Genomic DNA, 21,458 nt, shown 5'->3' with positions numbered 1-21,458 from the left:
AAGCAGCCGATGGTCGGGCTTGTATTTTTCATCCATTGGAAACATGATGCGCCTCCCTTAAATCAGGAAACAGTTTATGAATACGAAGTCATTCAAAGTTCACTACAAACATGAAGACAAGCGCCTTTTTGAGGTGATTGCCGAAGTGCAGGGCATTTCGAAAAAACAAGCGCAGGCAGTCATCGACGCCAAGCAGGTGCTTGTGAACGGCAAGCGCATCTGGATCAGGAAGCATCTCGTGAAAGAGAACGATGTGGTTGAAATCCTGATTACTGACAAGGCGCCCAGCATTCCGAAACACATCGCGATCCTTTGGCAGGATCAGGACTACATGGTGGTCAATAAGCCGGCCTATCTGCTGAGCAACGCCTCGGACGAAAGCGTGGAGGCCATGTTGCAGAAGCAGGAAAAGAACCCCCAGATTTGCGCCGTGCACCGGCTCGATAAAGAAACCTCCGGTTGTCTTATTTTTGCCAAAAGCGCCGAAGCCAAAGAGGCCGCCATCCCCATGTTCCGCGGGCGCGACATCATGAAGATTTACCGCGCGGTAACCATCGGCAAGTTTCCCAGCAGCTGGAAAGAGATCCGTACCGACATCAAGGGCTTGATCTCAACCACATTGGTGAAGACGCTGGACACGAACAAGCAGGCGAGCTATCTGGAGCTCCGGATCGAAACCGGCCGTACCCACCAGATCCGCCGGCACTTGGCCGACAAGCGCCACCCCGTGCTCGGCGACAAGAAATATGCGGGAACCGGACACGAACTTTCGCTGGAGCAACCCCGGCAAATGCTGCACGCCTACCGCCTTATCTTCCCCCATCCGAAAACAAAAGAAGCCATCCGCGCAACCGCCCCCCTGCCCGGCGATTTCAAAAAATGCTTGGCGCAGCTGAAACTGAGATAGATCGTTAATGGAGCCACTTGCAAAACCTCCCGGTTTTGAGCGGCAGTTATCAGTTAATTGTTATTAGTTATCGGTGTTACACACTGCAGACGAATGGGTTTTGCCTAATAACGAATAACTGACAACCAGTAACCGGAACAGCAAAGCCAGAGGTTTTGCAAGCTCCTCAATGGTTAATAGTTATGTCCCCCTAACAGCCATTAACCAATAACTAATAACTGCTTTCCCTAATACGCCCTGGCATCGCTCTTTTCTATAAAATTGATGAAAGAGCGGTTGGCGACGCGATGGCCACCAGGCGTGGGATAGTTTCCGGTAAAGTACCAATCGCCGGTATGGTTCGGGCAGGCTTCGTGTAAGCCGCCAATGCTTTGATAGATGACCTGCACTTCGGCCTTCATGCCGACCGGCGTCAATATTTGAGCAATTTTATCGGAAATCTCGTCGGGCGTGAAAGGATCAAACATATGGATCACTTGGTTTTGCGCTTCTGAACGCGGCTTGCGCTCGTCCTCCTTGCAGGCCTCGTAAATCTCGTTGAGCATATGCTCTCGCCCAGTTTCGCGGATGAGAGCAATGCCCGCCTCGAAGGCGACAAAATCCTTCATCTTCGACATGTCGATGCCGTAGCAGTCCGGGAAGCGGATTTGCGGCGCGGAGGAAACAACGACGATCTTCTTCATACCCAAACGGTCGAGAATGCGCAGGATGCTCGTGCGCAGCGTGGTGCCGCGCACAATCGAATCGTCAAGCACAACGAGCGTGTCGGCCGGCTTGATGATGCCATAGGTTGTGTCGTACACCTGTGCCACGAGATCCTCGCGGTCGGCGTCGGCCGTGATGAACGTGCGCAGCTTGGCATCCTTGGTCATAAGTTTTTCAACCCGGGGCTGGAACGAAAGCAGCTCGTCGATGCGCTCGGCGGTCAGTCGTTTTTCTTTAAGCAAATGGAATTTCATCCGCTCGCCGACCATATCCTTCACCCCCTCCACTAAACCAAAGAAAGCGGTCTCCGCCGTATTCGGGATATAGGAGAACACTGTGTTTTCCAAGTCGTAATCAACGCGGTCGAGCACGCGGCGAACCAGCGAACGACCGAGGTTCTTGCGTTCCTGATAGATGTCCTTGTCGGTGCCGCGCGAAAAATAGATGCGTTCGAAGGAGCATTGCGTGGGTTCGGCCGGCTTGTTGACTTCCTCGTGCTGCACTTCGCCGGTCCGCTTCACCAGCAGGGCGTGGCCCGGCTTGATTTCCTTAACGGATTCGATCGGCACGTTCAACGCCGTTTGGATTTGCGGGCGCTCCGAGGCAATCACAACAATTTCATCGTCCTTGTAGTAGAACGCCGGACGGATGCCGCCGGGGTCGCGTAGGGCGAACAGGTCGCCATGGCCAATCATGCCGGCCATCACATAGCCTCCGTCGAACGAACGGGTGGCTTTTTTAAGGACGCGGTAGATGTCGAGTTCCTTAGTGATTTTCTCGGTGATCTCTACCCGGTTAAGTCCTTCTTTACGGTATTTGCGAAAGAGAAAGTCGTTCGCCTCATCGAGGAAGTGGCCGATTTTTTCCAGCACCATGACGGTGTCGGCTTTGTTCCGCGGATGCTGCCCGAGTTCAACCAGCATATCGAACAACTCGTCATTGTTGGTCAGGTTAAAGTTTCCGGCCACCACCAGGTTGCGGGTCATCCAGTTGCTTTGGCGCATGAACGGATGGCAAAAGCTCTCGCCGGAGGCGCCGTGGGTGCCGTAGCGCAAATGCCCCAGCAGCAGCTCGCCGGCAAACAACACGTTGCGCTTGACCCACTCGGCATCCTGATAGTTGATCGGGTGCTTTTCGCGAGCCTCTGCAAAGGCCTGAACCATGCGGTTGCGCACTTGGATGATCGGGTTCTTATCGGCGGAGCGGGTGCGGAAAATGTAGGGCTCGCCGGGAGGCATATCGAGCTTGATGGCGGCCACGCCGGCACCGTCCTGCCCGCGGTTGTGCTGCTTTTCCATCAGCAGCGAAAGTTTGTTCACGGCATACATCGGGGTGCCGTATTTTTCGGCATAGTAGCCTAGGGGTTTCAGTAGACGAACCGCGGCAATACCGCACTCATGGCCGATCCAATCGCTCATTACATACCGTCCTCGGGTTATGTTCGGGTTTGGTTAGGAAAGCGGCATCCTTGCACCAGCGGGGCATCCGGTCAAGCCCCGCATTAGTATTTCATGCTACGGGGAAAAATCCGTTGCACGCTCCAGTGCAAACCGCCATATTACGCGCGATTTTTTGAACATATTCAGATTCTGGAAGTCTGAATTCCCAGCGTTTTGAAAAGGAGTCCGCTATGTTTATGTATTTCGATCCCATGTATCTTATTTTCATGATCCCCGCCCTGATTCTGGCCGGCATCGCCTCCGCCAAGACCAAAGGCACGTTCAAGAAATACAGCAAAGTGGCCGCCAGCTCGCACCTCACCGGAGCGCAGGCCGCGCGGCGGATGCTCGACCTCAACGGACTCAACGACGTGAAGATCCACCGCGTGCGCGGCTTTCTGTCCGACCACTACAACCCGATGAACCGCACCCTCAACCTCTCGCCCGACGTCCACGACTCGCAGTCGCTCTCTTCCATCGGCGTCGCCTGCCACGAGGCCGGCCACGCCCTCCAGCACGCCACCGGCTACGTGCCGCTCAAATTCAGAAGCGCCATGGTTCCGGTCACCCAGTTCAGTTCCTACGGCGCCTACATCTTTATCCTGCTCGGCATGTTCATGCACAGCATCGTAATGGCCAAATTCGGCGTTGCGCTCTTTGCGGTCGGCTTCGTGTTTGCGCTCGTCACCCTGCCGGTGGAATGGGACGCCTCGGCCCGCGCCAAGCGCCAGATGGTTACCGACGGCATTGTTCAGCCTGCAGAAGCGCAGGATGCCGGCAAAGTGCTCGACGCCGCCTTTCTTACCTATGTCGCGGCCGCCGTCTCCTCGTTGCTCACCCTGCTCTATTATTTGATGCGCCTCGGCCTCCTTGGCGGCAGCGACGACTAAACTCCCCGCGTTCTTTTTGCGGTTGCAATCCCGCGCACCTCTGGCAAAATCCGATGTTCATTTTTAAAATAAAGGAATAACTATGTCTAAAACATATAAAATCACGCTGTTGCCCGGCGACGGCATCGGCCCCGAAGTCATCGCAGAATCCGTCAAGGTTCTCGACGCGGTAGCCGAAAAAAGCGGCTTCGCCCTCGAATACACCACCCAGAATGCCGGTGGAGCAGCTATTGACGCGCACAACGACCCCATGCCCGACTCCGTGGTCGAAACCTGCAAAGCGTCCGACGCCGTACTTCTCGGCGCGGTCGGCGGCCCCAAGTGGGACCACCTCGCCGGCGCGCTTCGCCCGGAAAGCGGTCTGCTTAAAATCCGCAAAGAACTCGGCGCATTCGCCAACCTCCGCCCCGTAACCGTTCCGGCCTCGCTGGCCGAGAACTCCCCGCTGCGTCCCGAAGCCGTTTCCGGCCTCGACCTCTTCACCGTGCGCGAGCTCACCGGCGGCATCTACTTCGGCGAGCCCATCGGCGAATCCGGCGAAGGCGACGACAAGAAAGCATGGAACACGATGGTCTACTCCGTCGGCGAAATCAAACGCGTCGCCCGCGTGGCCTTCGAATGGGCGCGCAAGCGCCGCAATAAAGTGACGAGCGTCGACAAAGCCAACGTCCTCGCCGTCTCCCGCCTGTGGCGCGACACCGTTAAGGAACTGCACGAAGCGGAATACTCCGATGTCGAACTTGACCACATGTACATCGACAACGCCGCCATGCAGATGGTCATCAACCCGCGCCAGTTCGACGTTATCCTGACCGGCAATGTTTTCGGCGATATTCTTTCCGACGCCTCCGCCACGCTCGGCGGCTCGCTCGGCCTGCTGCCGTCTGCCTCCGTCGGCGGGCCGGTCGGTCTGTTCGAACCGGTGCACGGCTCCGCGCCCGACATCGCCGGCCAAGGCAAAGCGAATCCGTTCGCGATGATCCTGTCGGTTGCGATGATGCTCGACACCCTCGACGAAAGCGCAGCGGCTGCCGCCATCCGCGCCGGCGTCGACAAAGTGCTCGACCAAGGCTACCGCTCCGGCGACCTGTGGCGCGAAGGCAACACCCTTGCCTCCACCACCGAGCTCGGTGATCTGGTTAAAAATGCGGCCGTTGCCACGCTTTAAAAATTAGCGCAGCAAAAATTGCAAGGCGGGAATGGCTGAAAGCCTTTCCGCCTTTTTTATGCGTATAGCGTTGGCTCTATGAGCCAATTTCCCCCCGCAGCTCGGTGGAGCTGACGTCTTCGCGGAAGAGGCTTTCGGGAATGGGGATGAAAAGCTTTTCAAAACCAGAGGGAATGTTGATGCTTTCCAACCCTTGGAATTTCCCGGCATGGAGGCGCCCGGCCACAACGAAGCGGGTTTCCAAGGTTTGGAAGCGGGCAAGCATGGCCGAAACATCGTCGTGATACTTCGGGTCAAGCAGGCGCACGGCGGTGTCGAATCCCATGGCAAACCAAACGCCGGGAAATAGTTCGGCCTTCTCGGCAAAGGTGGGCGCGCAAGTGAGCACGGCCAAATACATGCCCTTCAATTGCAGCAACCGGCACTCCACTTCGACAATACCAAGCGGTGGCTTGTCGACATTGGTCACGGAGAGTTCCAGCAGCCCTTCCCGATCGCTGACCCTTTCGGCCGCCAGAAGCAACCCCTGATGCCCTTTGTGGAGCGGGTTGAACGAGCCCGGAAATAAAATAGCTTTATCCGGGAAATAATTACGCCCAACCAAAATATAGGGAAGGCTTCCTTCGATCAATTGGTCTAATGCATCTTTCATGGCTCCACCTCCACAACAAATTCAGCGATGAACTTCAACAGCGCCTCGCTAAGCGCCTCTTCCTGTTCCGCACGGGTTCCCCGCGCTAGTTCCAAAACCTGAGAAGCCTCACGGTCTGTTGACTTGATGTAAATAAAAGCCCGGTCGGCTCCCTTTCGTTGGCGGTTGGTCTGAAGCGCTGCCGTGCAGGCAATGCCCATACCTTTAAATTTGGAATCAGGAACCTGAAGCTGATGAGCCCGCTCCAGCGCACGCGAGGCCATGAGCCGGCCGGTTTCTTTGGAGCAACCCTGGGCAGGCGCATACCCAAGATAGGCGCTGAGCGCTTCGGCGCTGTAGGGGATTTGCGTTTCCAGCACAAAGCGCGAGGCACCGGGATGCGACAGCAGCGCATGAACCGCCCCGCTGCCACCGCCGGTCGCAACGATAGAAGCTTCCCAACCGCTGGACTGGATATTTTCAATCAATTTATCGCACTCGCCTTTCATGCCAAAGAGAATGCCGGAATCTCCCCGCTATGGGAAGTTCCGGCATTGGCATTTTTCCACTGAATTGGAAAACTATTTTTCGAGGACGATCACCTCGGTAATGATGACCGGATCTACCGGAACATCGCCGTGCATGCCCTTGTTTCCGGTCGGAACGGCTTTGATTTTCTCAACGACATCCATACCTTCGACCACCTTGCCGAATACGCAGTAGCCCCAACCCTGCGGGGTTTTGGCGGTGTGATTCAGGAAACCGTTGTCCTTCACGTTAATAAAGAACTGGGCGCCGCCGCTGTGCGGATCGGAGGTGCGCGCCATGGCAACGGAGCCAAGGTCGTTTGACAGCCCGTTGTCCGCTTCGTTCTCGACGGTGTACGGCGCATTTTTCTGGGTCATGTTTTCGTCGAAGCCGCCACACTGGATCATAAAGTTTTCGATCACACGGTGAAAGATCGTTCCTGAATAGTGGCCGGACTCGGCATATTTCAAGAAGTTGGCCACGGTTTTCGGCGCCTTTTCCTTATTGAGTTCGAGCTTAATGTCCCCTTTGGATGTTTTCATCAAAATCATTACGGTTGTCCTTTCCTGTTCAATTTTTGCCGGAGCGTTCTCCGCTTGTTCAACTTTTTCCATTGCCTGCTGCTTCTGCTCCTGCTGCAGTTCAACTTCTTCAACCCGCTCCGCTGCATCATTCGGCGTGGACTGGCATCCGGTCAAGATTACGGCCAACGCCGCCACTGAAATGCAATGCTTAATCATGATTCCTCCTGTATGGTTATTGAAAGGAGTGAAATTATTGATCTTTGCCCGCTTTGTCAAATCCTGCATGACAAGACCCAGCGGCTCCCGCAATTTTCAAGACAACTAATTGGCTTGGAGTTATGCGGCGCAATGTCTATGGTTTTGCGCAATCTTAAGGGGATATTGGCATGTCGGACAGCAACCGCATTACAGAGCGGATCACCTTCTGCATCAAAGGCGAGCTTTGGGAGCAAATCCCCAAGTTTTTCGAAGAACTGCATCCGGCCGATATCGCCGAGATCATCAACCATGCCCCATCCAGCACGCACAACAAGCTGTTCGACCTGATTGACGACAGCATCAAACCTGATGTGCTAGCCGAGCTTGACGACCAGACCGAGGCCGATATTCTCGAAGAGCTGACCGACGAAGAAATCTCCGACATCATTGAGGAAATGGCGCCGGATGATGCCGCCGATGTATTGGGCGAGCTTGAAGGCAAGCGCAGCGAAGAGATTCTCGAGCTCATGGAGAACGAGGAATCCGAAGAAGTCCGCGAACTGCTTCAATACGACGAAGACACCGCCGGCGGCATCATGACCACCGACTTTGTGGCGGCGAGCGCCACCATGACGGCAGAGGAAGCCATCGACTACATTGGATCGCTCGAGTTCGATGAACCCTTGTACTACCTTTACGTCGTTGATGCCGAAGGCCGGATGACCGGATGGATTCAGTTGTGGGAGCTGCTTAAACAAGCCAACCGGAACCTGTCGCTCGAGAAAATGGCAGAAAAAGAAACCATTTCCGTCCACACCGACACCGACCAGGAAGAAGTGGCGAGGCTCGCCTCCAAATACGACCTTAGTTCACTGCCGGTTCTCGACCGGCAAAACAAACTGGTGGGACGCATTACGGTTGACGACATCATGGACGTCATGGAAGAAGAGGCTTCAGAAGACATCTTTAAGCTCGCCGGCTCCAACGATTCGGAACTGGAAGACACCTCCCCGCTCCAAGCCTGCAAGGCCCGGCTGCCTTGGCTGCTCATCACTTTGGGCACCGGCTTTGTCAGCAGCCTGATTCTAAAAAGCTTCATGAACCACATCACCATGTCTGAAGTCGTGGCGCTGAGCTTCTTTGTCCCGATCATCATGGCCATGGGAGGCAACACCGGCATCCAATCCTCTACGCTGATTATTCGCGGTATTGCGCTCGGTGCGAGCCACAGCCGAAAAGTTGCAAAGATCATTACGCACGAAATTATTGCCGGAGCATCGATGGGCCTCATCTGTGGTGCTACCATCGGTCTGTGGGCGCGCTTTATGATTGCCCATAATGGGCCATCAGCCATCGCTCCGTCTTTCTTGGCTGTAACGGTTGGAATCGCGCTCTTCAGCGCCATGGCCTTTGCCGCCGTATTCGGCGCGTTGGTTCCGGTGCTTCTCAACCGGTTCAAGATCGATCCAGCCGTGGCATCCGGCCCCTTTGTCACCGCTTCGAACGACATCTTTGCCCTATTGATCTACTATGGCGTAACGCTGGCCATGATCAGCGCCGTGCATGCGGTGGTTTAGGAGGCGGGCATGATCATTCGCGCCACCGCCATACCGCTGGCCGTCTATCCCTATTCAAGCACCTCGCGCATTGTGCATTGGCTGACGCGTCGCCACGGCAAGGTTTCCACCCTGCTCAAAGGAGCGTTGCGCCCCAAGAGCCCTTTTCTGGGAGAATACGAACTATTCAGCACCAGCGAACTGCTCTATTTCGCCAAACGCGCCGACAGCCTCCATACCGGCAAGGAATGCTCGATGCTCTACCGGCGCGATGCTTTCCGCACCGACTGGCGGGCCATGCAAACGGCCTCCTATCTCACGGCGCTGATCAACAAAACAACGCCCGATGAAGCCCCCCACCCCGAACTGTTCGAATTCTATGAATCGCTGCTGGATTTTTCAGCAGAATATGGAGGAGGGCCTCAGTTTATCGCCTGGGCAGAACTGCAGTTTTGCACTCACCACGGCCATGCTCCAAATTTCGGAAAGAACTGCGTGCTTTGCGGATCGGGCAACGAGTTGCGCTTCTGCGCTTCGACCGGCGGCGTAGTCTGCGCCCCGTGCAGCAAAGCGAAGAAGCTGCCCTTCTTGGTGAGCCCGCCCGATGTGCTGGCCATCCTGCGCGCATGGCAGCACGCTGGCACTCCCGGAACGGCTGTAAAGACGTCCTTATCCGGTCCGCAGCTCACGGCGGTCAATGCTATTGCCAGCACCTTCATGAAGCATCACTTCAACATGCGCACCGAACCGCGCAACGCGGCCCTGCAAAGTCTTTAAGCCATTTGCTGACGAGGCATTTCGCGCACCCGAAGCGGCAGTGACCCCAAGGCGACATCATCCATAGCGAGGTTGATCTGATAGTCCGCAAACGCTTCGAATTTGATGTGCTGGAAGTTGAGGATCAGGTTCACGGCCACCGACCCCACATCGTCGCCCATGCGCGGATTAACTTCGCCTTCCATGCCTTGGAACACGGGAAGTCCGTCGGGATTGACCAATTCGAGGTTCACCTTGTGCGCACCCTCTTCCATTTTGTCGAACCGGATCCGCAGGGCAATGGCGCATGCGGGATGAACCACCGGCATTTTAGCGGCATAGATCTGGTCGAACGTTCCAAGGATGTTCAGCTTCCCGCGGTTATCGGTGGCGGCGTCGCAAAGGGCAAAAACTTCAATTTTCATAAGTCGGTCTCCGCAAACCAAGGTAGGCGAAGCACCGGTCAGAAAAAAGCCCGAAGTTCCAAAGGATGGAGCTTCAGCCCGTGACGGCGCCTCCAGAAGCGGGGCCGACAAGCTTTGCATATTTGGCAAGCGCGCCGGTTTTATTGCTTTGGCGGGGCGCCTTCCATTGCGTAAAGCGTCGCTTGATCTCTACCTTTGAAAGCTGCAGTTCAACCGAACGCTTCTTGCAGTCGATTGCGATGGAGTCGCCGTTCTTGACGATGGCCAGCGGTCCGCCGACATAGGCTTCCGGCGTAATGTGGCCAATCACAAATCCGTGGCTGCCGCCCGAGAAGCGGCCGTCGGTGATGAGTGCCACGTCCTGTCCCAGTCCCCGCCCCATAATCGCCGACGTCGGCGCCAGCATTTCGCGCATGCCGGGGCCACCCTGCGGACCTTCATAACGAATAACAACCACATGGCCCTTCTTCACGGTGCCATCGAGAATCTTCTTGAGCGCTTGCTCCTCGGAGTTGAAAACGATCGCTTTTCCCTCAAAGCGTAGTCCTTCCTTACCGGATATCTTGGCGACCGCTCCTTCGGGCGCAAGGTTGCCTTTGAGGACCACCAAATGCCCCTCCTTTTTGACCGGCCGGCTGAAGGGGCGAATGATGTCCTGCTTGCGGGGATAAGGTTTTACATGTGCCAGATTTTGCTTAAGCGTCTTTCCGGTGACGGTCATGCAGTCGCCGTCGATCAGCCCCTCCTTCAGCAGCCTCGCCATCAGCGGTGCAACGCCGCCGATCGCCGTAAGATCGGCCATCACATATTTTCCGCTCGGCTTTAGGTCGGCCAGCACAGGCACCTTTTTGCCGACCGCGGTGAAATCGTTGAGCGAAAGCCGCACCTTCGCAGCGTTGGCCATCGCCAGCAGATGCAGCACCGCATTGGTGGATCCGCCGAGCGCCATAACCACGGCGATCGCGTTCAAAAACGCCTGCCGGGTCAGAATATCTGAGGGCTTTATTCCCCGTTCGACGAGTTGCATAACGGCGCGACCTGCCGCATGGCTCTCTTCGCGCTTGTCTTTCGACGCCGCCAAGCGCGCCGAGCTGTTGGGTAAGCTCATGCCCATCGCCTCAATGGCAGACGCCATAGTATTAGCGGTATACATGCCGCCGCACGAACCTTCGCCGGGGATGGCCGATCGCTCAATTTCAGAAAGCTGGCGCAAAGAAATCTCGCCTTTGGCGTGCTGACCGACTGCCTCAAAAACCGAAACGATGTCCACATCCTTGCCGCAATAGCAACCCGGCTTGATGCTGCCGCCATAAACAAACACGGCCGGCCGGTTCAGGCGCGCCAGAGCAATCAGGCACCCCGGCATGTTTTTGTCGCACCCGCCAAAGGCCACTACACCGTCAAACCCCTCGCAGGCAACAACGGTTTCAATGGAGTCCGCAATGATTTCGCGCGACACGAGGGAATATTTCATGCCCTCGGTTCCCATCGAAATGCCGTCCGAAATGGATATGGTGTTGAAGACAACCGCCTTGCCTCCGGCTACCGCCACGCCTTGTTCGGATTCCTTGGCCAGCTGATCAATGTGCATATTGCATGGCGTCACCATGCTCCAGGTGGAGGCAATCCCGATTTGAGGCTTCTTGAAATCGGCATCAGTAAAACCGACTGCCCGAAGCATCGAGCGGCTCGGAGCCCGTTCAATGCCATCCACCACGACCGACGACCAAGGACGCTGATCCTTGCGGAACGATTTCGCGCACATATGCATGCCCTCCGTTAATGGAGGCGAGTTTATAGTCCCTTTCATGCGTTGCAATCCATTTCCAAACTTTTCCAAAGAATGGGAACATCCCCACTTCCGGCTTGAACATTCTCAATTTTGAAAGAGCACCAGACCTCCAAACGAGAACTAGAACCGAATTTAACGAGGGAAAATAAGGGGAAATGAGCACGAGCAAGACTGTGGCATGCACATTGCTATATATCTATCAATCACAGGAGACAAAATCATGAAGACATGGTCAATAGTTGCAGTAGAAGTATCGATGGCCCTCACCGGGGTCGCCATGATCGGGCTGATGGTTGTTGCCACCCTGATCTAGAAAATCAATCTCCCGAGGTTCCAATGGCTGGGAGCCATCCTCCTCCCGAGCTTCCAGTCATTGGAACCTGTTTCCCACTAGTTCCTTGATGTATTCCGAAAGAGGCTCTTTCAGCTCTGGATGCTTTAGCGCGTAGTAAATGTTGGTTTTTATGAAATCCAGCTTATTGCCAATGTCATGGCGTTTCCCCTCAATCCTTGCACCGAACATGGGCCGGCTTTGCGCCATCTGGCGCATGGCGTCGGTCAGCTGAATTTCGTTGTGCTTGCCCCGCCCGGTCTGCATTAGAAAGTCAAAAATATCGGGCATGAAGATGTAGCGCCCGGCGAACGCGAGGTTGGAGGGGGCATCGGTCGGTTCCGGCTTTTCAATAAAATCATTCACACGGTAAACTCTGGCGTCGATCGCAGTGCCATCCATGATGCCATAGCGGTTGACCTTTTCTGGGGGCACCTCTTCGAGCGCCACGACGGATCCCTGATGCTTTTCCGAAATATTCATGAGCTGTTTCGTGACGGGCACGCCGGAATAGGATTCGAGAATGGTGTCGCCTAAAAGAAGCGCAAAAGGCTCGTTGCCGATGTGGCTTCGGGCATAGGAGACCGCGTCGCCCAAACCATTCAACTCCTTCTGCCAGATAAAATGAATCTCAGCCATTCCGGACACATGCTTGATTTGGTCCAGCAACGCCGTCTTGCCCTTTTCAGCGAGTTCCTGCTCCAGCTCAAAATTGCGGTCAAAATGCTCTTCGATGGCGCGCTTCGACTTGCCGATGACCATCAGAATATCGGTGATGCCTGATTCAACCGCCTCCTCGACCACCATCTGAATGGTGGGTGTATCGACAATGGGCAGCATTTCCTTGGGCTGCGCCTTGGTCAGCGGTAAAAAGCGGGTTCCGAAACCAGCAGCGGGAATAACAGCTTTGCGTATCATTGGGGTTCCTCGTTTCTAAATAATATTCGGCTTCAACACGACAATGCCCATTGGCTCCAGCGTGTGCTTTAGTTCAGAAAAACAATCCTCGCCGGCATAAGTTCCAACGATGGCGCCGCCTGAACCGGTGAATTTGGCGCTGGCGCCGGTGGAACGGGCGGCATCAACCATCTCAATGTTATCGGGATGGATTTCATAAATGCTTCGACGCATATCAAAGTTTTCATTAAGCAGCGGGCCGATCGCATCGCGATCGCCGCTCAGCAGTGCCACGCGTACCAGGTCGGCAAGTTCTGCCCATGCCTGCATAGCCTCAACGACGGCCTCCTCGCCCATATTGTAGCGCGCTCGGATATCGTTGTGAAAAACCTCAGAACCTTCGCTGAGTTCGCGTTTATAGGCGATATAGACATTCGGAAGCAGGGAGGACTCAAGCGGTTCGTAGATTCCGTGCCCTTTCTGCTCCATAGTTTCCTGATCGAAGTCCATGAAGGTCAAGCCTTGGTAGACTTGAGCCACGCGGTCCTGCAAACCGGCGCCGATTCCAAGCTCCTCGGTTTCAACAGACAGAATAATGTTGGCCAGTTGTTCCTTGGCAATGTCGACTCCATAGAACTGCATCAATCCACGGAAACATGCTGTAATGATCGCACTAGAACCCGCCATGCCGACATGATGAGGAATGTTGGAAAAATAGCGCATCGCAAAAACGCGCTCGCCAAGATCAATATCCTTTTCCCGGCAATAGATGAGGAACCTTTTAAGGGAGGCCTGAAGCAGACGGATTCCACCGTAGTATCCGCATTCGCGGATATGCTGTTCCAAATGGTCGAGGTTCTTATAGATGGCCAGATCGCGGCGGTTGGGCAGCAACTCCAACCGTGGTGCTTCGTACATAACGGTTTCCGCGTAGAAGTTGCTGAAGGTGAACGAAATGGTTTTGCCGAAATAGCCGTCGGACGGGTTCCCGACGAACCCGGCGCGGGAATAGGCCCTGCTGCGTATGATTCCGTTATGTTCCATAGAAGAGCAATATCGCTGTATACTCAGCTCTTATCAAGCCATTTTCAATTATTGGAAGGTTGTTGCGTAGCGACGGGCTTCGGCAACGATCTCCTCTTCGCCTTCCACACAGCCGTTTTGCATCAGAATTCTTCCGTCGCAGATAACGGTATCAATGCAGGAGGTATCGGCGCTGTAGACGAGATCGTCAATCAATTGGTAGCCGGGCGCAAGCCGGTGGTTGGAAAGATCAACCAACATGCAGTCGGCCAGTTTCCCCTCGGCAATTTCGCCGCAGTCCAGGCGCAGCGCCTTCGCGCCTTCTAGCGTGGCCATGTTGAATGCCTCGCGGGCGGACAGCACCGTTGGGTCGTTATGAACCAGCTTGGCGTGCAGCGCCGCCATTTTCATTTCTTCGAGCATGCAAAGGTTGTTGTTCGACGAGCACCCGTCGGTGCCGAGCGAGACTTCCACGCCGTGCTCGCGCATGCGGGCATAGGAAAAGCTGCCCGAAGCCAATTTCATGTTTGAAACCGGATTGTGCACGACCTTCACTCCATTCTTCGCCAGCAGATGAATTTCCTTGTCGGTCACATGAATGGCGTGAGCCGCCACGATGTTGCAACCGAGGAATCCGATTTTTTGCAGCCACTCGACCGGCCGCAACCCGCAGAGCGCCACGCAATCTTCGACCTCCTTTTCCGTTTCGGAAATATGGATATGGATGAGCAAACCATGTTCGTCGGCAAAGGATTTGATCCAGCGAAGCGAGCTCTCAGAAACGGTGTAGATGGCGTGGGGCCCCAACGCAAAGCCGATGCGGTCAGAATAGCGCTTGGACTCCTCGAACAGCCGCATCGTCAGTTCTCTCTGTTCGGCCGCTTTGGCTTCATCGCTGAAATCAATGAAAACCGAAGAGAGCACCGCGCGCAGGCCCATTTCCTCGACGGCGCGGGCCACGCCGTGGAAATGCCAATACATGTCATTGAAGCAGGTGGTGCCGGACTTGATCATCTCGAGGCAGGCCAAGCGGGCGCCGTGATAAATATCTTCCTCACCCAATTTTGATTCGAGCGGCCAGATATAGTTGGTGAGCCAATCGTGCAACTCGAGGTCGTCGGCATAGCTTCGCATGAGCGTCATCGAGGCATGGGTGTGGCCGTTTACGAAAGTCGGAACAACGGCCATACCCTGCCCTTCCAAAAAATCAGATTCTGGCGCATTCAGATCTGCCCCGATCGCCTTGAACCGATTGCCCTCGATCAAGACATCCGTTTCCTTCCCATCTAGTTCAACGTTTTTAATCAGTAGTCCCATAACATTATTTCCGAATTTGAATTTAGGAAACCTACCCATCCGCGTCGGCAAAGCTGTAAAAAGAACTTTCAACACAAGGGCTTTATAGGTTTTAATGTCCCATTGATTCAGGGGGCTTGCAATGAAGATATTTGTACCGGGCAGGATTTGTCTTTTTGGGGAACATTCGGACTGGGCCGGCGGCTACCGGCGCATCAATGCCGATATCGAAAAAGGCGCGGCCCTGATTGTGGGCACCAACCAAGGGCTCTATGCCGAGGTCAAGCCCCATCCGGACAAGCTGATCCTCAACGCCTCGTTCGAGGACGGCCGGCGCAAAGGTCCATTTCAAATTCCGATGGAACGGGAGGCGCTGCTGAAGGAAGCCATGAAGGGCGGGTTTGCCAGCTATGCCGCCGGAGTGGCGTATCAGATTCTAACCCACTATCGCGTGCGCGGCCTCGAGATCGACAACTATCATACCGACCTCCCCGTGCAGAAAGGGCTTTCCTCATCGGCAGCCATCTGCGTGCTGGTGGCGCGCGCGTTCAACCGCATCTATGACCTGAAGATGACCGTTCGCGGCGAAATGGAATATGCCTATCTCGGCGAGATCACCACCCCCTCGCGCTGCGGACGGCTCGACCAGGGCTGCGCCTACGGCAACCGCCCGGTTAAAATGATTTTTGACGGCGACCGCCTCGACGTGGAAGAGTTGACCGTGCCCCAGACCCTCCACTATGTGATTGTCGACCTCAAGGCCTTCAAGGATACCAAAGAAATTTTGGCAAAGCTCAACCAAAGCTACCCCTTTGCTGAAGACGGGATTCAAAAAAAGGTGCAGGAATACCTCGGGCCGATCAACGCCGAGATCAACCGGCGCGCCTCCGAAGCCATCCGCCAGGGCGATGTTGAAGAACTCGGAAAGCTCATGAACGAAGCGCAGGCCAAGTTCGACGCACATTTGCAACCGGCCTGCCCGTCTCAGCTCACCTCGCCGGTGCTGCACAAACTGCTGGCCTATGAACCGCTGCGCCCCTATGTACTCGGAGGGAAGGGCGTCGGCTCACAAGGCGACGGCACCGCCCAGTTTCTGGTGAAAGATGAAGACGCGCAGAACAAGGCGATGGAAATCATTGAGCGCGACCTAAAGATGCCCTGCATGAAGCTCGACATTGAATCGGTCAACCGCCTGCGCAAAGCCGTGATTCCCGCCGCCGGATTCGGCAACCAACTGTTCCCCTCCACCAAGACCCTCAAAAAGGAAATGTTCCCGATCGTTGACCGAGACGGACGAACCAAGCCGGTGATTATGGTGATTATCGAGCAAGTGCTGAATGCGGGAATCGAGGATGTCGGCATTGTAATCCAAGAGGCCGACCGTCCGCTGTTCGAGGACTTTTTCCACCAACATCTAGCCGTGGAACATGTCAACAAGCTGTCCAAGGAAGACCAGCGCTACATGCAGCACATTATGGATATCGGCAGCCATGTCACGCTGCTGGTTCAGGAATCGCAGGAAGGGTTCGGCCATGCGGTGCACTGCGCCAAGGAGTGGGTCGGAAGCGAAGCCTTCATCCTTATGCTCGGCGACCATCTGTTTGCGTCCGACACCGACACCTCGTGCATCCAGCAGCTGATGAACATTTACGAGCGCACCGGACGGAGCGTGGTGGGGTTGCAGGAAACCCCCGTAGACAAGGTGAAGCACTTCGGCTGCGTCACAGGGGCTTGGGAAGGAGGTGGCAACCTGCTGTCGGTCACCGAGTTTTCCGAAAAGCCCTCAATAGAATATGCCCGTGCACATCTGGCCACCCAGAATGTGAAAGACGACCACTTCCTGACCATCTTCGGCCAGTATATTCTCACCCCGCGCATCTTTGAGCTGCTGGGCGAAAACATTGAGCGGAACATGCGCGAACGAGGCGAGTTCCAACTCACGTCCTGCCTCGACCGGTTGCGACAAGAAGAAGGGGTCCAAGGATGCCGCGTCCACGGGCGGCGCTTCGACATCGGCCTGCCGGAAGCCTACCGCCAAACGGTCATTGACTATCCGAACACCTAGGCAACGCGGTTGTCGTTAAGTCGATGTCTCTTTATCGGATGGGATGGACAACTAATGGTTTTCCAATCTCCGGAAAATTCTGTATATGTTTTTCTAACCATTAGAAACAACGTTGCATGCCGGAAAACCCAAAATCGAATAATGAACGGGAAAAACGATTCCGCCGTCTGGACGAGGGATTCCGTGACTTCTATGATGCTGACCTCTCTACGATTTCAGAAGAGGAAGAAGCATCGCTCACCCCTATTCTGAACTCGGTGGGCACCTATTCCGAACGATACCAGACGCTCGGTGAAATCGCGGAGGGCGGCGAAAAAAAGATTACGCTGGTCTATGACCACCGGCTGGATCGCCAAGTGGCGATGGCCCATGCCGTTCATGCAAAAACAAAGGCCGAGCAGGAGCGGTTTCTGCGGGAAGCGCGACTGACGGCCAATCTGGCGCATCCCAACATTATGCCGGTGCATAACATGGGTGTTGATCAGGAGGGCATCCCCTTTTTCACCATGGAGTTGATTGGAGGAGACAGCCTAAAGGATATCATCGCAAAGCTGCGCGATGGCGACGAGGCGTACCAACGGAACTATCCCCTGACCAAGCTGCTGGATATCTACATTAAAATCTGTGATGCCGCGGCCTATGCCCACTCCCGCAATGTTCTCCATCTCGACCTCAAACCGGAAAACATTCAAGTGGGTGAATTCGGCGAAGTGTTTGTCTGCGACTGGGGTCTTGCACGCGTGATGCACTCCGAAGACCCGAAACCGCAGGAAATACCGGGAACACTCGATGCAGACATTCTGAATGACATGACGCTTTCAGGAATGATGAAGGGAACTCCGGGCTTTATGGCACCGGAGCAAGTCGTGGCCGATAGCGAAAAAACACCGCAAACCGATATCTACGCATTGGGCGCCGTGCTCTATCAATTGCTGACACATGAAACGCCGGTGCGGGGCGACTCCGCGAACGAGATTATTCAAAACACAAGGGCAGGGAAAATTATTCCACCGCATCGGCAGAACCCTGAGAAACAAATTCCAAAAAGTCTGTGCGCGGCAGCGTTGAAAGCCTTGTCGCTAAAACCGGAAAACCGTTACGGAAGCGTTGTTGAACTGAAACAGGAGATTAACCGCTACCTATCCGGCTATCCGACCCATGCGGAAAACGCCAGCCCCATAACTACCCTCACCCTGCTGATTCAACGGCACAGCCGCATTACTTTTCTACTGCTCTTCTTCCTGCTCCTGCTCGCCGGGGTTATGAGCGTTAATCTGGCCATCATTGAGAAAGCCAAGAGGCGGGCCGAAATCGAGCACAAGCAGGCCGAACAAAACTTTCAACTGTATCGGGAAGAGCAACAGGCCGTGATTCAGCTGAACGAAGATCTGGGTGATGCTCTTGTATCCACCATGCAGAGCCCCACGTTCCTGAATCTGGATTTAACGCTGCGCGTATTGGATGCGGGGATCAGCAAAGACCTTACTCCGGAGCACTATAAGAAGCTGATGGTAAAAAAAGGAACCATTCATTTTATGCTCTATCAGTTTAACGCGGCCAGCGAGTGCTTTGAAAAAGCCGGAGAGGATCAAACGCGCCCCATCAAAACCATCTGCGATCTGAGCCGCGAATATGCAACGCTGAAGACGAACGATAAGCAGGATCTCTCGAACCAGCAGATGGCGGATTTGATTGCGGCATCCGGGCACACCAATGCCCGCATCACCCTGATATTGCACTACATGTATCTCTACCATATCCGAAGCCATACCAACCCAAGCCCCGAAGACTATCTTCCGCTGGCCACCGCCATGCTGGACAAGCTGAACAAGATCCGAACGCGAACCGAACCCCTGCAGCTGACCCGGAGAACCGAGGGCTGGCATCTCAACCTGGCGGGGACGGAATACCGCGAGTTTAAGCTAAAGATTGATGCCGCGTACGAATTGAACGTACTCAAACCGCTCAACCTGTATTCGCTGGATATCAGCCATACGCCCATCTCGAATCTGGCGGAACTCTCCGGGATCGAGCTGAAGGAACTGAGGATGGTTGGGCTGCACCTTCACCAGAAAAACCTTGCCGGCCGATTTAGATTGTTTGAGCTGGAAAAAGTCGTAATCGACGCCGATGCCTACCCAAAGTTAACCATGAATCGTCTTCGGGAGGACTTCGAAGTCATTGATGTGCCGGCCTCTCCATGAAGCCGGCTATTCCAACTCTTTTCGGAGTTGCGCAATTTCCTGGATCAGCCGCACCTTCACCCGGTTTCTGAGCCGGTATACCGAGTTTTCCTGAAGCCCCAGCTCTTGGGAAATCTCTTCAATGCTGAGCCCCTTGAGGCTCAACCGGAAAGCCTTTACAGCCTGACCGGAAAATAGCGGCTCCACTTTTGCAACCGCCAAATTGGTCAGATGGATTTCCCATTCCCGGTCAGCAATGGCATCGACCTCCGATTGGGTGATCGAACTCAGGTACGAAAGGGTTTCGTCCTGTCCGGCTCTTTCAAGCCGGTTGGCATCCGTGCCCCGCTTTCGCATGAAGTCAATTACCCTATGCCGGGTGACGGTGCTCAGTACGCTGCGGAAACGCTTAATATCGTCATAGTCCATTTTCGGCAGATTGTTCCACAGATTAATCAACACCTGTTGGAGCAGATCGTCGGCATCGTGCTCGGAAATCCCCATCCGGCGGATAATGGCATAGATATAATCCTGGTAAACCCGCACAAACTCTTCCCACGATTTGTCGTCGTGCTGGTTCTTGACACGCTCAATCAGTGTTCTTCTTGTTCGATACGGATCCTTCATACGCTTCCTTATTCCGCAGAACTTATACGAAAACAGAAGGCGAGACCAGCGGTCTCGCCTTCTGCTTAAAGAAAAAACTTCCTGCACCATGTTACATGATTACAAGGAACAATCGGGATTCAATGTTGGCTTCTCTGCGCCGACCTCTTTCAACCAGCGGTGCAGCTTAACGGTTAACGCGTCTCGTTTTTCCGGATTCTTCGTCGCCAGATCCTTTTCCTCTTTCGGGTCTTCGGTCAGGTTGAAGAGCTCGTATTCATCGTATTCCGGATATTCAATCAGCTTGTAGTCGCCGTCATACATGACGTTGCGCCAGGAATAGGTCCAACGCGCCTTCTTGCTGTTGAACTGCGCATACTTTGGATAGTAGCAATAGACTTTCCGGGGCGCCAACGCCTTGGCCTTCCCGGTCAGCAACGGCGTCAGATCTGCTCCGTCCAGCGGATAGCCTGCCGGTTTTCCAATGCCTGAAAGCCCGAGCAAGGTCGGATAGACATCCACCCCAATGATCCGTTCTTCGCAAACGGAACCGGCTTTTATTTTTCCGGGCCATTTAAAGATATAGGGCACCCGCATGCCGCCATCGTACGTATCGCCCTTGCGGCCGCGGTAATCTCCCACCAGATTCCGGTCATACGACCCGTTGTCCGACGTGAAGACAATGATGGTCTCCTCTTCGATCCCGAGCTGTTCGACTTTTTCGAGCAGTATGCCGACAAAGTCATCGAGCATTTTGGTCATGGCCAGAATGGTTTCGAGTTTTTTTCCACCCGAACCTTCAACCCCCAGCTTATCGAGTTTCTTCTTAAAATGATTAATATATTCATCGGTAGCTTCCTCCGGGCCATGCACCAGGAAATAGGGCATATAGATAAAGAATGGTTTATCCGCCTTCACCGCCTTTTCCATGAAGGCCGCCGCTTTGCCGCTGTAGAGCTCCTCAATCATCATGCCGTCCGGCAAATCCACCGGCGGATTCGATTTGGCCTTATAATGAGCGCCTGCACTTACAAACGATTCATCAAACCCAAAGTTTTCCCGCAACGGCACCTGCTTGTCATTGCTCACGTGCCACTTGCCGTACATGGCGGTCGTATAGCCGGCCGCCTTGAACACTTTTCCCAAGGTGGCTTTTTCCGGGGCGAGCTGATGGTTCTCCGGGATGAGCAACCTCGCCTTGTCCTCGTTTCCATAGCTGTTTTTCACCCGGTATATCCCGGTGCGCGGCCCATACTGGCCGGACAAAAGCGCGGCCCGTGACGGACGGCACGTCGGATAGGCCGCCAGTCCCTCTGTAAACTTCATCCCTTCGCCGCATAGCCGGTCAATGTTCGGCGTTTCCAGATATTCCGGCCCGTAGCAATGCAAACCGCCAATGCCTAGATCATCGGCCAGGATGAAGAGTACGTTCGGCTGTTTCGCCTGCGCAACCACGGCCAGCAGACAGCAGATCCCAATATTTATATTTAGTTTTTTCATTTTTTATAACCCTTTGTTTATTTGGAGAGTTCCTGTCC

General features: G+C 54.7%; 18 protein-coding genes. 7 read left to right on the top strand and 11 right to left on the bottom strand.

All coding sequences use genetic code 11. The features are described 5' to 3' along the window. Positions 1 to 76 precede the first annotated feature (76 nt). Positions 77 to 907, top strand: a complete 831-nt coding sequence (locus SCARR_RS00515) for an RluA family pseudouridine synthase (RefSeq protein ID WP_136059590.1) — start codon at positions 77 to 79, stop codon at positions 905 to 907. Between the two features lie 227 nt (positions 908 to 1,134). Here SCARR_RS00515 and SCARR_RS00510 read toward each other — a convergent pair whose 3' ends face one another. After that, positions 1,135 to 3,030, bottom strand: coding sequence for an amidophosphoribosyltransferase (locus tag SCARR_RS00510; RefSeq protein WP_136059589.1), 1,896 nt, complete (start codon positions 3,028 to 3,030; stop codon positions 1,135 to 1,137). Positions 3,031 to 3,242: 212 nt separating this feature from the next. On the opposite strand from SCARR_RS00510, the gene SCARR_RS00505 reads away from it, so the two are divergent. Both SCARR_RS00505 and leuB read left to right on the top strand, forming a co-directional pair. Beyond that, the gene (locus SCARR_RS00505; protein ID WP_222846111.1) at positions 3,243 to 3,941 is read left to right on the top strand and encodes a zinc metallopeptidase; all 699 of its coding nucleotides are present in this window, start codon (positions 3,243 to 3,245) and stop codon (positions 3,939 to 3,941) included. An 82-nt stretch (positions 3,942 to 4,023) separates the two neighbouring features. Further along, a complete protein-coding gene (leuB, locus tag SCARR_RS00500; RefSeq protein WP_136059588.1) occupies positions 4,024 to 5,109 on the top strand; it encodes a 3-isopropylmalate dehydrogenase in 1,086 nt (361 codons plus the stop codon). A gap of 76 nt (positions 5,110 to 5,185) precedes the next feature. Here leuB and SCARR_RS00495 read toward each other — a convergent pair whose 3' ends face one another. The 3 genes from SCARR_RS00495 to SCARR_RS00485 all read right to left on the bottom strand — a co-directional run bounded on the left by SCARR_RS00495 (position 5,186) and on the right by SCARR_RS00485 (position 6,819). Next, complete coding sequence (locus SCARR_RS00495; RefSeq protein WP_136059587.1) at positions 5,186 to 5,761, bottom strand: nucleotidyl transferase family protein; 576 nt, start codon at positions 5,759 to 5,761, stop codon at positions 5,186 to 5,188. Next, the gene (locus SCARR_RS00490; RefSeq protein WP_136059586.1) at positions 5,758 to 6,249 is read right to left on the bottom strand and encodes a hypothetical protein; all 492 of its coding nucleotides are present in this window, start codon (positions 6,247 to 6,249) and stop codon (positions 5,758 to 5,760) included. The genes SCARR_RS00495 and SCARR_RS00490 overlap by 4 nt, the downstream gene beginning before the upstream one ends. A 72-nt stretch (positions 6,250 to 6,321) precedes the next feature. After that, positions 6,322 to 6,819: a peptidylprolyl isomerase gene (locus SCARR_RS00485; RefSeq protein ID WP_136062055.1), complete on the bottom strand. Its 498-nt coding sequence runs from the start codon at positions 6,817 to 6,819 to the stop codon at positions 6,322 to 6,324. Positions 6,820 to 7,178: 359 nt separating this feature from the next. On the opposite strand from SCARR_RS00485, the gene mgtE reads away from it, so the two are divergent. Next, positions 7,179 to 8,567 (top strand): magnesium transporter, encoded by a 1,389-nt coding sequence (gene mgtE, locus SCARR_RS00480; protein ID WP_136059585.1) that lies wholly within the window; start codon positions 7,179 to 7,181, stop codon positions 8,565 to 8,567. 9 nt (positions 8,568 to 8,576) lie between these two features. Then, positions 8,577 to 9,323 (top strand): DNA repair protein RecO, encoded by a 747-nt coding sequence (gene recO / locus SCARR_RS00475; RefSeq protein WP_136059584.1) that lies wholly within the window; start codon positions 8,577 to 8,579, stop codon positions 9,321 to 9,323. On the opposite strand, the gene SCARR_RS00470 is transcribed toward recO, so the two are convergent. The 5 genes from SCARR_RS00470 to SCARR_RS00450 all read right to left on the bottom strand — a co-directional run bounded on the left by SCARR_RS00470 (position 9,320) and on the right by SCARR_RS00450 (position 15,087). Beyond that, positions 9,320 to 9,727 carry a DUF6941 family protein gene (locus SCARR_RS00470; RefSeq protein ID WP_136059583.1) on the bottom strand — a complete coding sequence of 136 codons (408 nt, stop codon included), beginning with the start codon at positions 9,725 to 9,727 and terminating at the stop codon, positions 9,320 to 9,322. The two genes, recO and SCARR_RS00470, sit on opposite strands and share 4 nt — an antisense overlap. Positions 9,728 to 9,800: 73 nt before the next feature. After that, entirely contained in the window at positions 9,801 to 11,492 is a 1,692-nt protein-coding gene (gene ilvD / locus SCARR_RS00465; RefSeq protein ID WP_136062054.1) for a dihydroxy-acid dehydratase, read from the bottom strand. A 397-nt stretch (positions 11,493 to 11,889) separates the two neighbouring features. Then, a complete protein-coding gene (galU, locus tag SCARR_RS00460; protein ID WP_136059582.1) occupies positions 11,890 to 12,768 on the bottom strand; it encodes a UTP--glucose-1-phosphate uridylyltransferase GalU in 879 nt (292 codons plus the stop codon). A gap of 15 nt (positions 12,769 to 12,783) precedes the next feature. Next, positions 12,784 to 13,791: a mevalonate kinase family protein gene (locus tag SCARR_RS00455; protein WP_136059581.1), complete on the bottom strand. Its 1,008-nt coding sequence runs from the start codon at positions 13,789 to 13,791 to the stop codon at positions 12,784 to 12,786. 48 nt (positions 13,792 to 13,839) lie between these two features. Next, positions 13,840 to 15,087: an amidohydrolase gene (locus SCARR_RS00450; protein ID WP_136059580.1), complete on the bottom strand. Its 1,248-nt coding sequence runs from the start codon at positions 15,085 to 15,087 to the stop codon at positions 13,840 to 13,842. A gap of 121 nt (positions 15,088 to 15,208) precedes the next feature. Between SCARR_RS00450 and SCARR_RS00445 the strand changes: the two genes are divergently transcribed. Both SCARR_RS00445 and SCARR_RS00440 read left to right on the top strand, forming a co-directional pair. Continuing rightward, on the top strand, positions 15,209 to 17,131 hold the full coding sequence (locus tag SCARR_RS00445; protein ID WP_136059579.1) for a sugar phosphate nucleotidyltransferase: 1,923 nt from the start codon (positions 15,209 to 15,211) through the stop codon (positions 17,129 to 17,131). A 116-nt stretch (positions 17,132 to 17,247) separates the two neighbouring features. Continuing rightward, entirely contained in the window at positions 17,248 to 19,335 is a 2,088-nt protein-coding gene (locus SCARR_RS00440; protein ID WP_136059578.1) for a serine/threonine protein kinase, read from the top strand. A gap of 6 nt (positions 19,336 to 19,341) precedes the next feature. Here SCARR_RS00440 and SCARR_RS00435 read toward each other — a convergent pair whose 3' ends face one another. After that, positions 19,342 to 19,941 (bottom strand): RNA polymerase sigma factor, encoded by a 600-nt coding sequence (locus SCARR_RS00435; protein WP_168432862.1) that lies wholly within the window; start codon positions 19,939 to 19,941, stop codon positions 19,342 to 19,344. 99 nt (positions 19,942 to 20,040) lie between these two features. Beyond that, a complete protein-coding gene (locus SCARR_RS00430) occupies positions 20,041 to 21,420 on the bottom strand; it encodes a sulfatase (protein ID WP_136059576.1) in 1,380 nt (459 codons plus the stop codon). Positions 21,421 to 21,458 lie beyond the last annotated feature (38 nt).

The sequence above is a fragment of the Pontiella sulfatireligans genome, assembly GCF_900890705.1.
Taxonomy (GTDB): Bacteria; Verrucomicrobiota; Kiritimatiellia; order Kiritimatiellales; family Pontiellaceae; genus Pontiella; species Pontiella sulfatireligans.
Note: the sequence above shows the minus strand (reverse complement) of the source record. Positions and strands in the feature narration are given on the sequence as shown.

Coding starts and splice junctions, on each gene's coding strand:
- SCARR_RS00515 (WP_136059590.1), top strand. CDS start 77: ATGAATACGAAGTCATTCAAAGTTCACTACAAACATGAAGACAAGCGC.
- SCARR_RS00510 (WP_136059589.1), bottom strand. CDS start 3,030: ATGAGCGATTGGATCGGCCATGAGTGCGGTATTGCCGCGGTTCGTCTA.
- SCARR_RS00505 (WP_222846111.1), top strand. CDS start 3,243: ATGTTTATGTATTTCGATCCCATGTATCTTATTTTCATGATCCCCGCC.
- leuB (WP_136059588.1), top strand. CDS start 4,024: ATGTCTAAAACATATAAAATCACGCTGTTGCCCGGCGACGGCATCGGC.
- SCARR_RS00495 (WP_136059587.1), bottom strand. CDS start 5,761: ATGAAAGATGCATTAGACCAATTGATCGAAGGAAGCCTTCCCTATATT.
- SCARR_RS00490 (WP_136059586.1), bottom strand. CDS start 6,249: ATGAAAGGCGAGTGCGATAAATTGATTGAAAATATCCAGTCCAGCGGT.
- SCARR_RS00485 (WP_136062055.1), bottom strand. CDS start 6,819: ATGATTTTGATGAAAACATCCAAAGGGGACATTAAGCTCGAACTCAAT.
- mgtE (WP_136059585.1), top strand. CDS start 7,179: ATGTCGGACAGCAACCGCATTACAGAGCGGATCACCTTCTGCATCAAA.
- recO (WP_136059584.1), top strand. CDS start 8,577: ATGATCATTCGCGCCACCGCCATACCGCTGGCCGTCTATCCCTATTCA.
- SCARR_RS00470 (WP_136059583.1), bottom strand. CDS start 9,727: ATGAAAATTGAAGTTTTTGCCCTTTGCGACGCCGCCACCGATAACCGC.
- ilvD (WP_136062054.1), bottom strand. CDS start 11,492: ATGTGCGCGAAATCGTTCCGCAAGGATCAGCGTCCTTGGTCGTCGGTC.
- galU (WP_136059582.1), bottom strand. CDS start 12,768: ATGATACGCAAAGCTGTTATTCCCGCTGCTGGTTTCGGAACCCGCTTT.
- SCARR_RS00455 (WP_136059581.1), bottom strand. CDS start 13,791: ATGGAACATAACGGAATCATACGCAGCAGGGCCTATTCCCGCGCCGGG.
- SCARR_RS00450 (WP_136059580.1), bottom strand. CDS start 15,087: ATGGGACTACTGATTAAAAACGTTGAACTAGATGGGAAGGAAACGGAT.
- SCARR_RS00445 (WP_136059579.1), top strand. CDS start 15,209: ATGAAGATATTTGTACCGGGCAGGATTTGTCTTTTTGGGGAACATTCG.
- SCARR_RS00440 (WP_136059578.1), top strand. CDS start 17,248: ATGCCGGAAAACCCAAAATCGAATAATGAACGGGAAAAACGATTCCGC.
- SCARR_RS00435 (WP_168432862.1), bottom strand. CDS start 19,941: ATGAAGGATCCGTATCGAACAAGAAGAACACTGATTGAGCGTGTCAAG.
- SCARR_RS00430 (WP_136059576.1), bottom strand. CDS start 21,420: ATGAAAAAACTAAATATAAATATTGGGATCTGCTGTCTGCTGGCCGTG.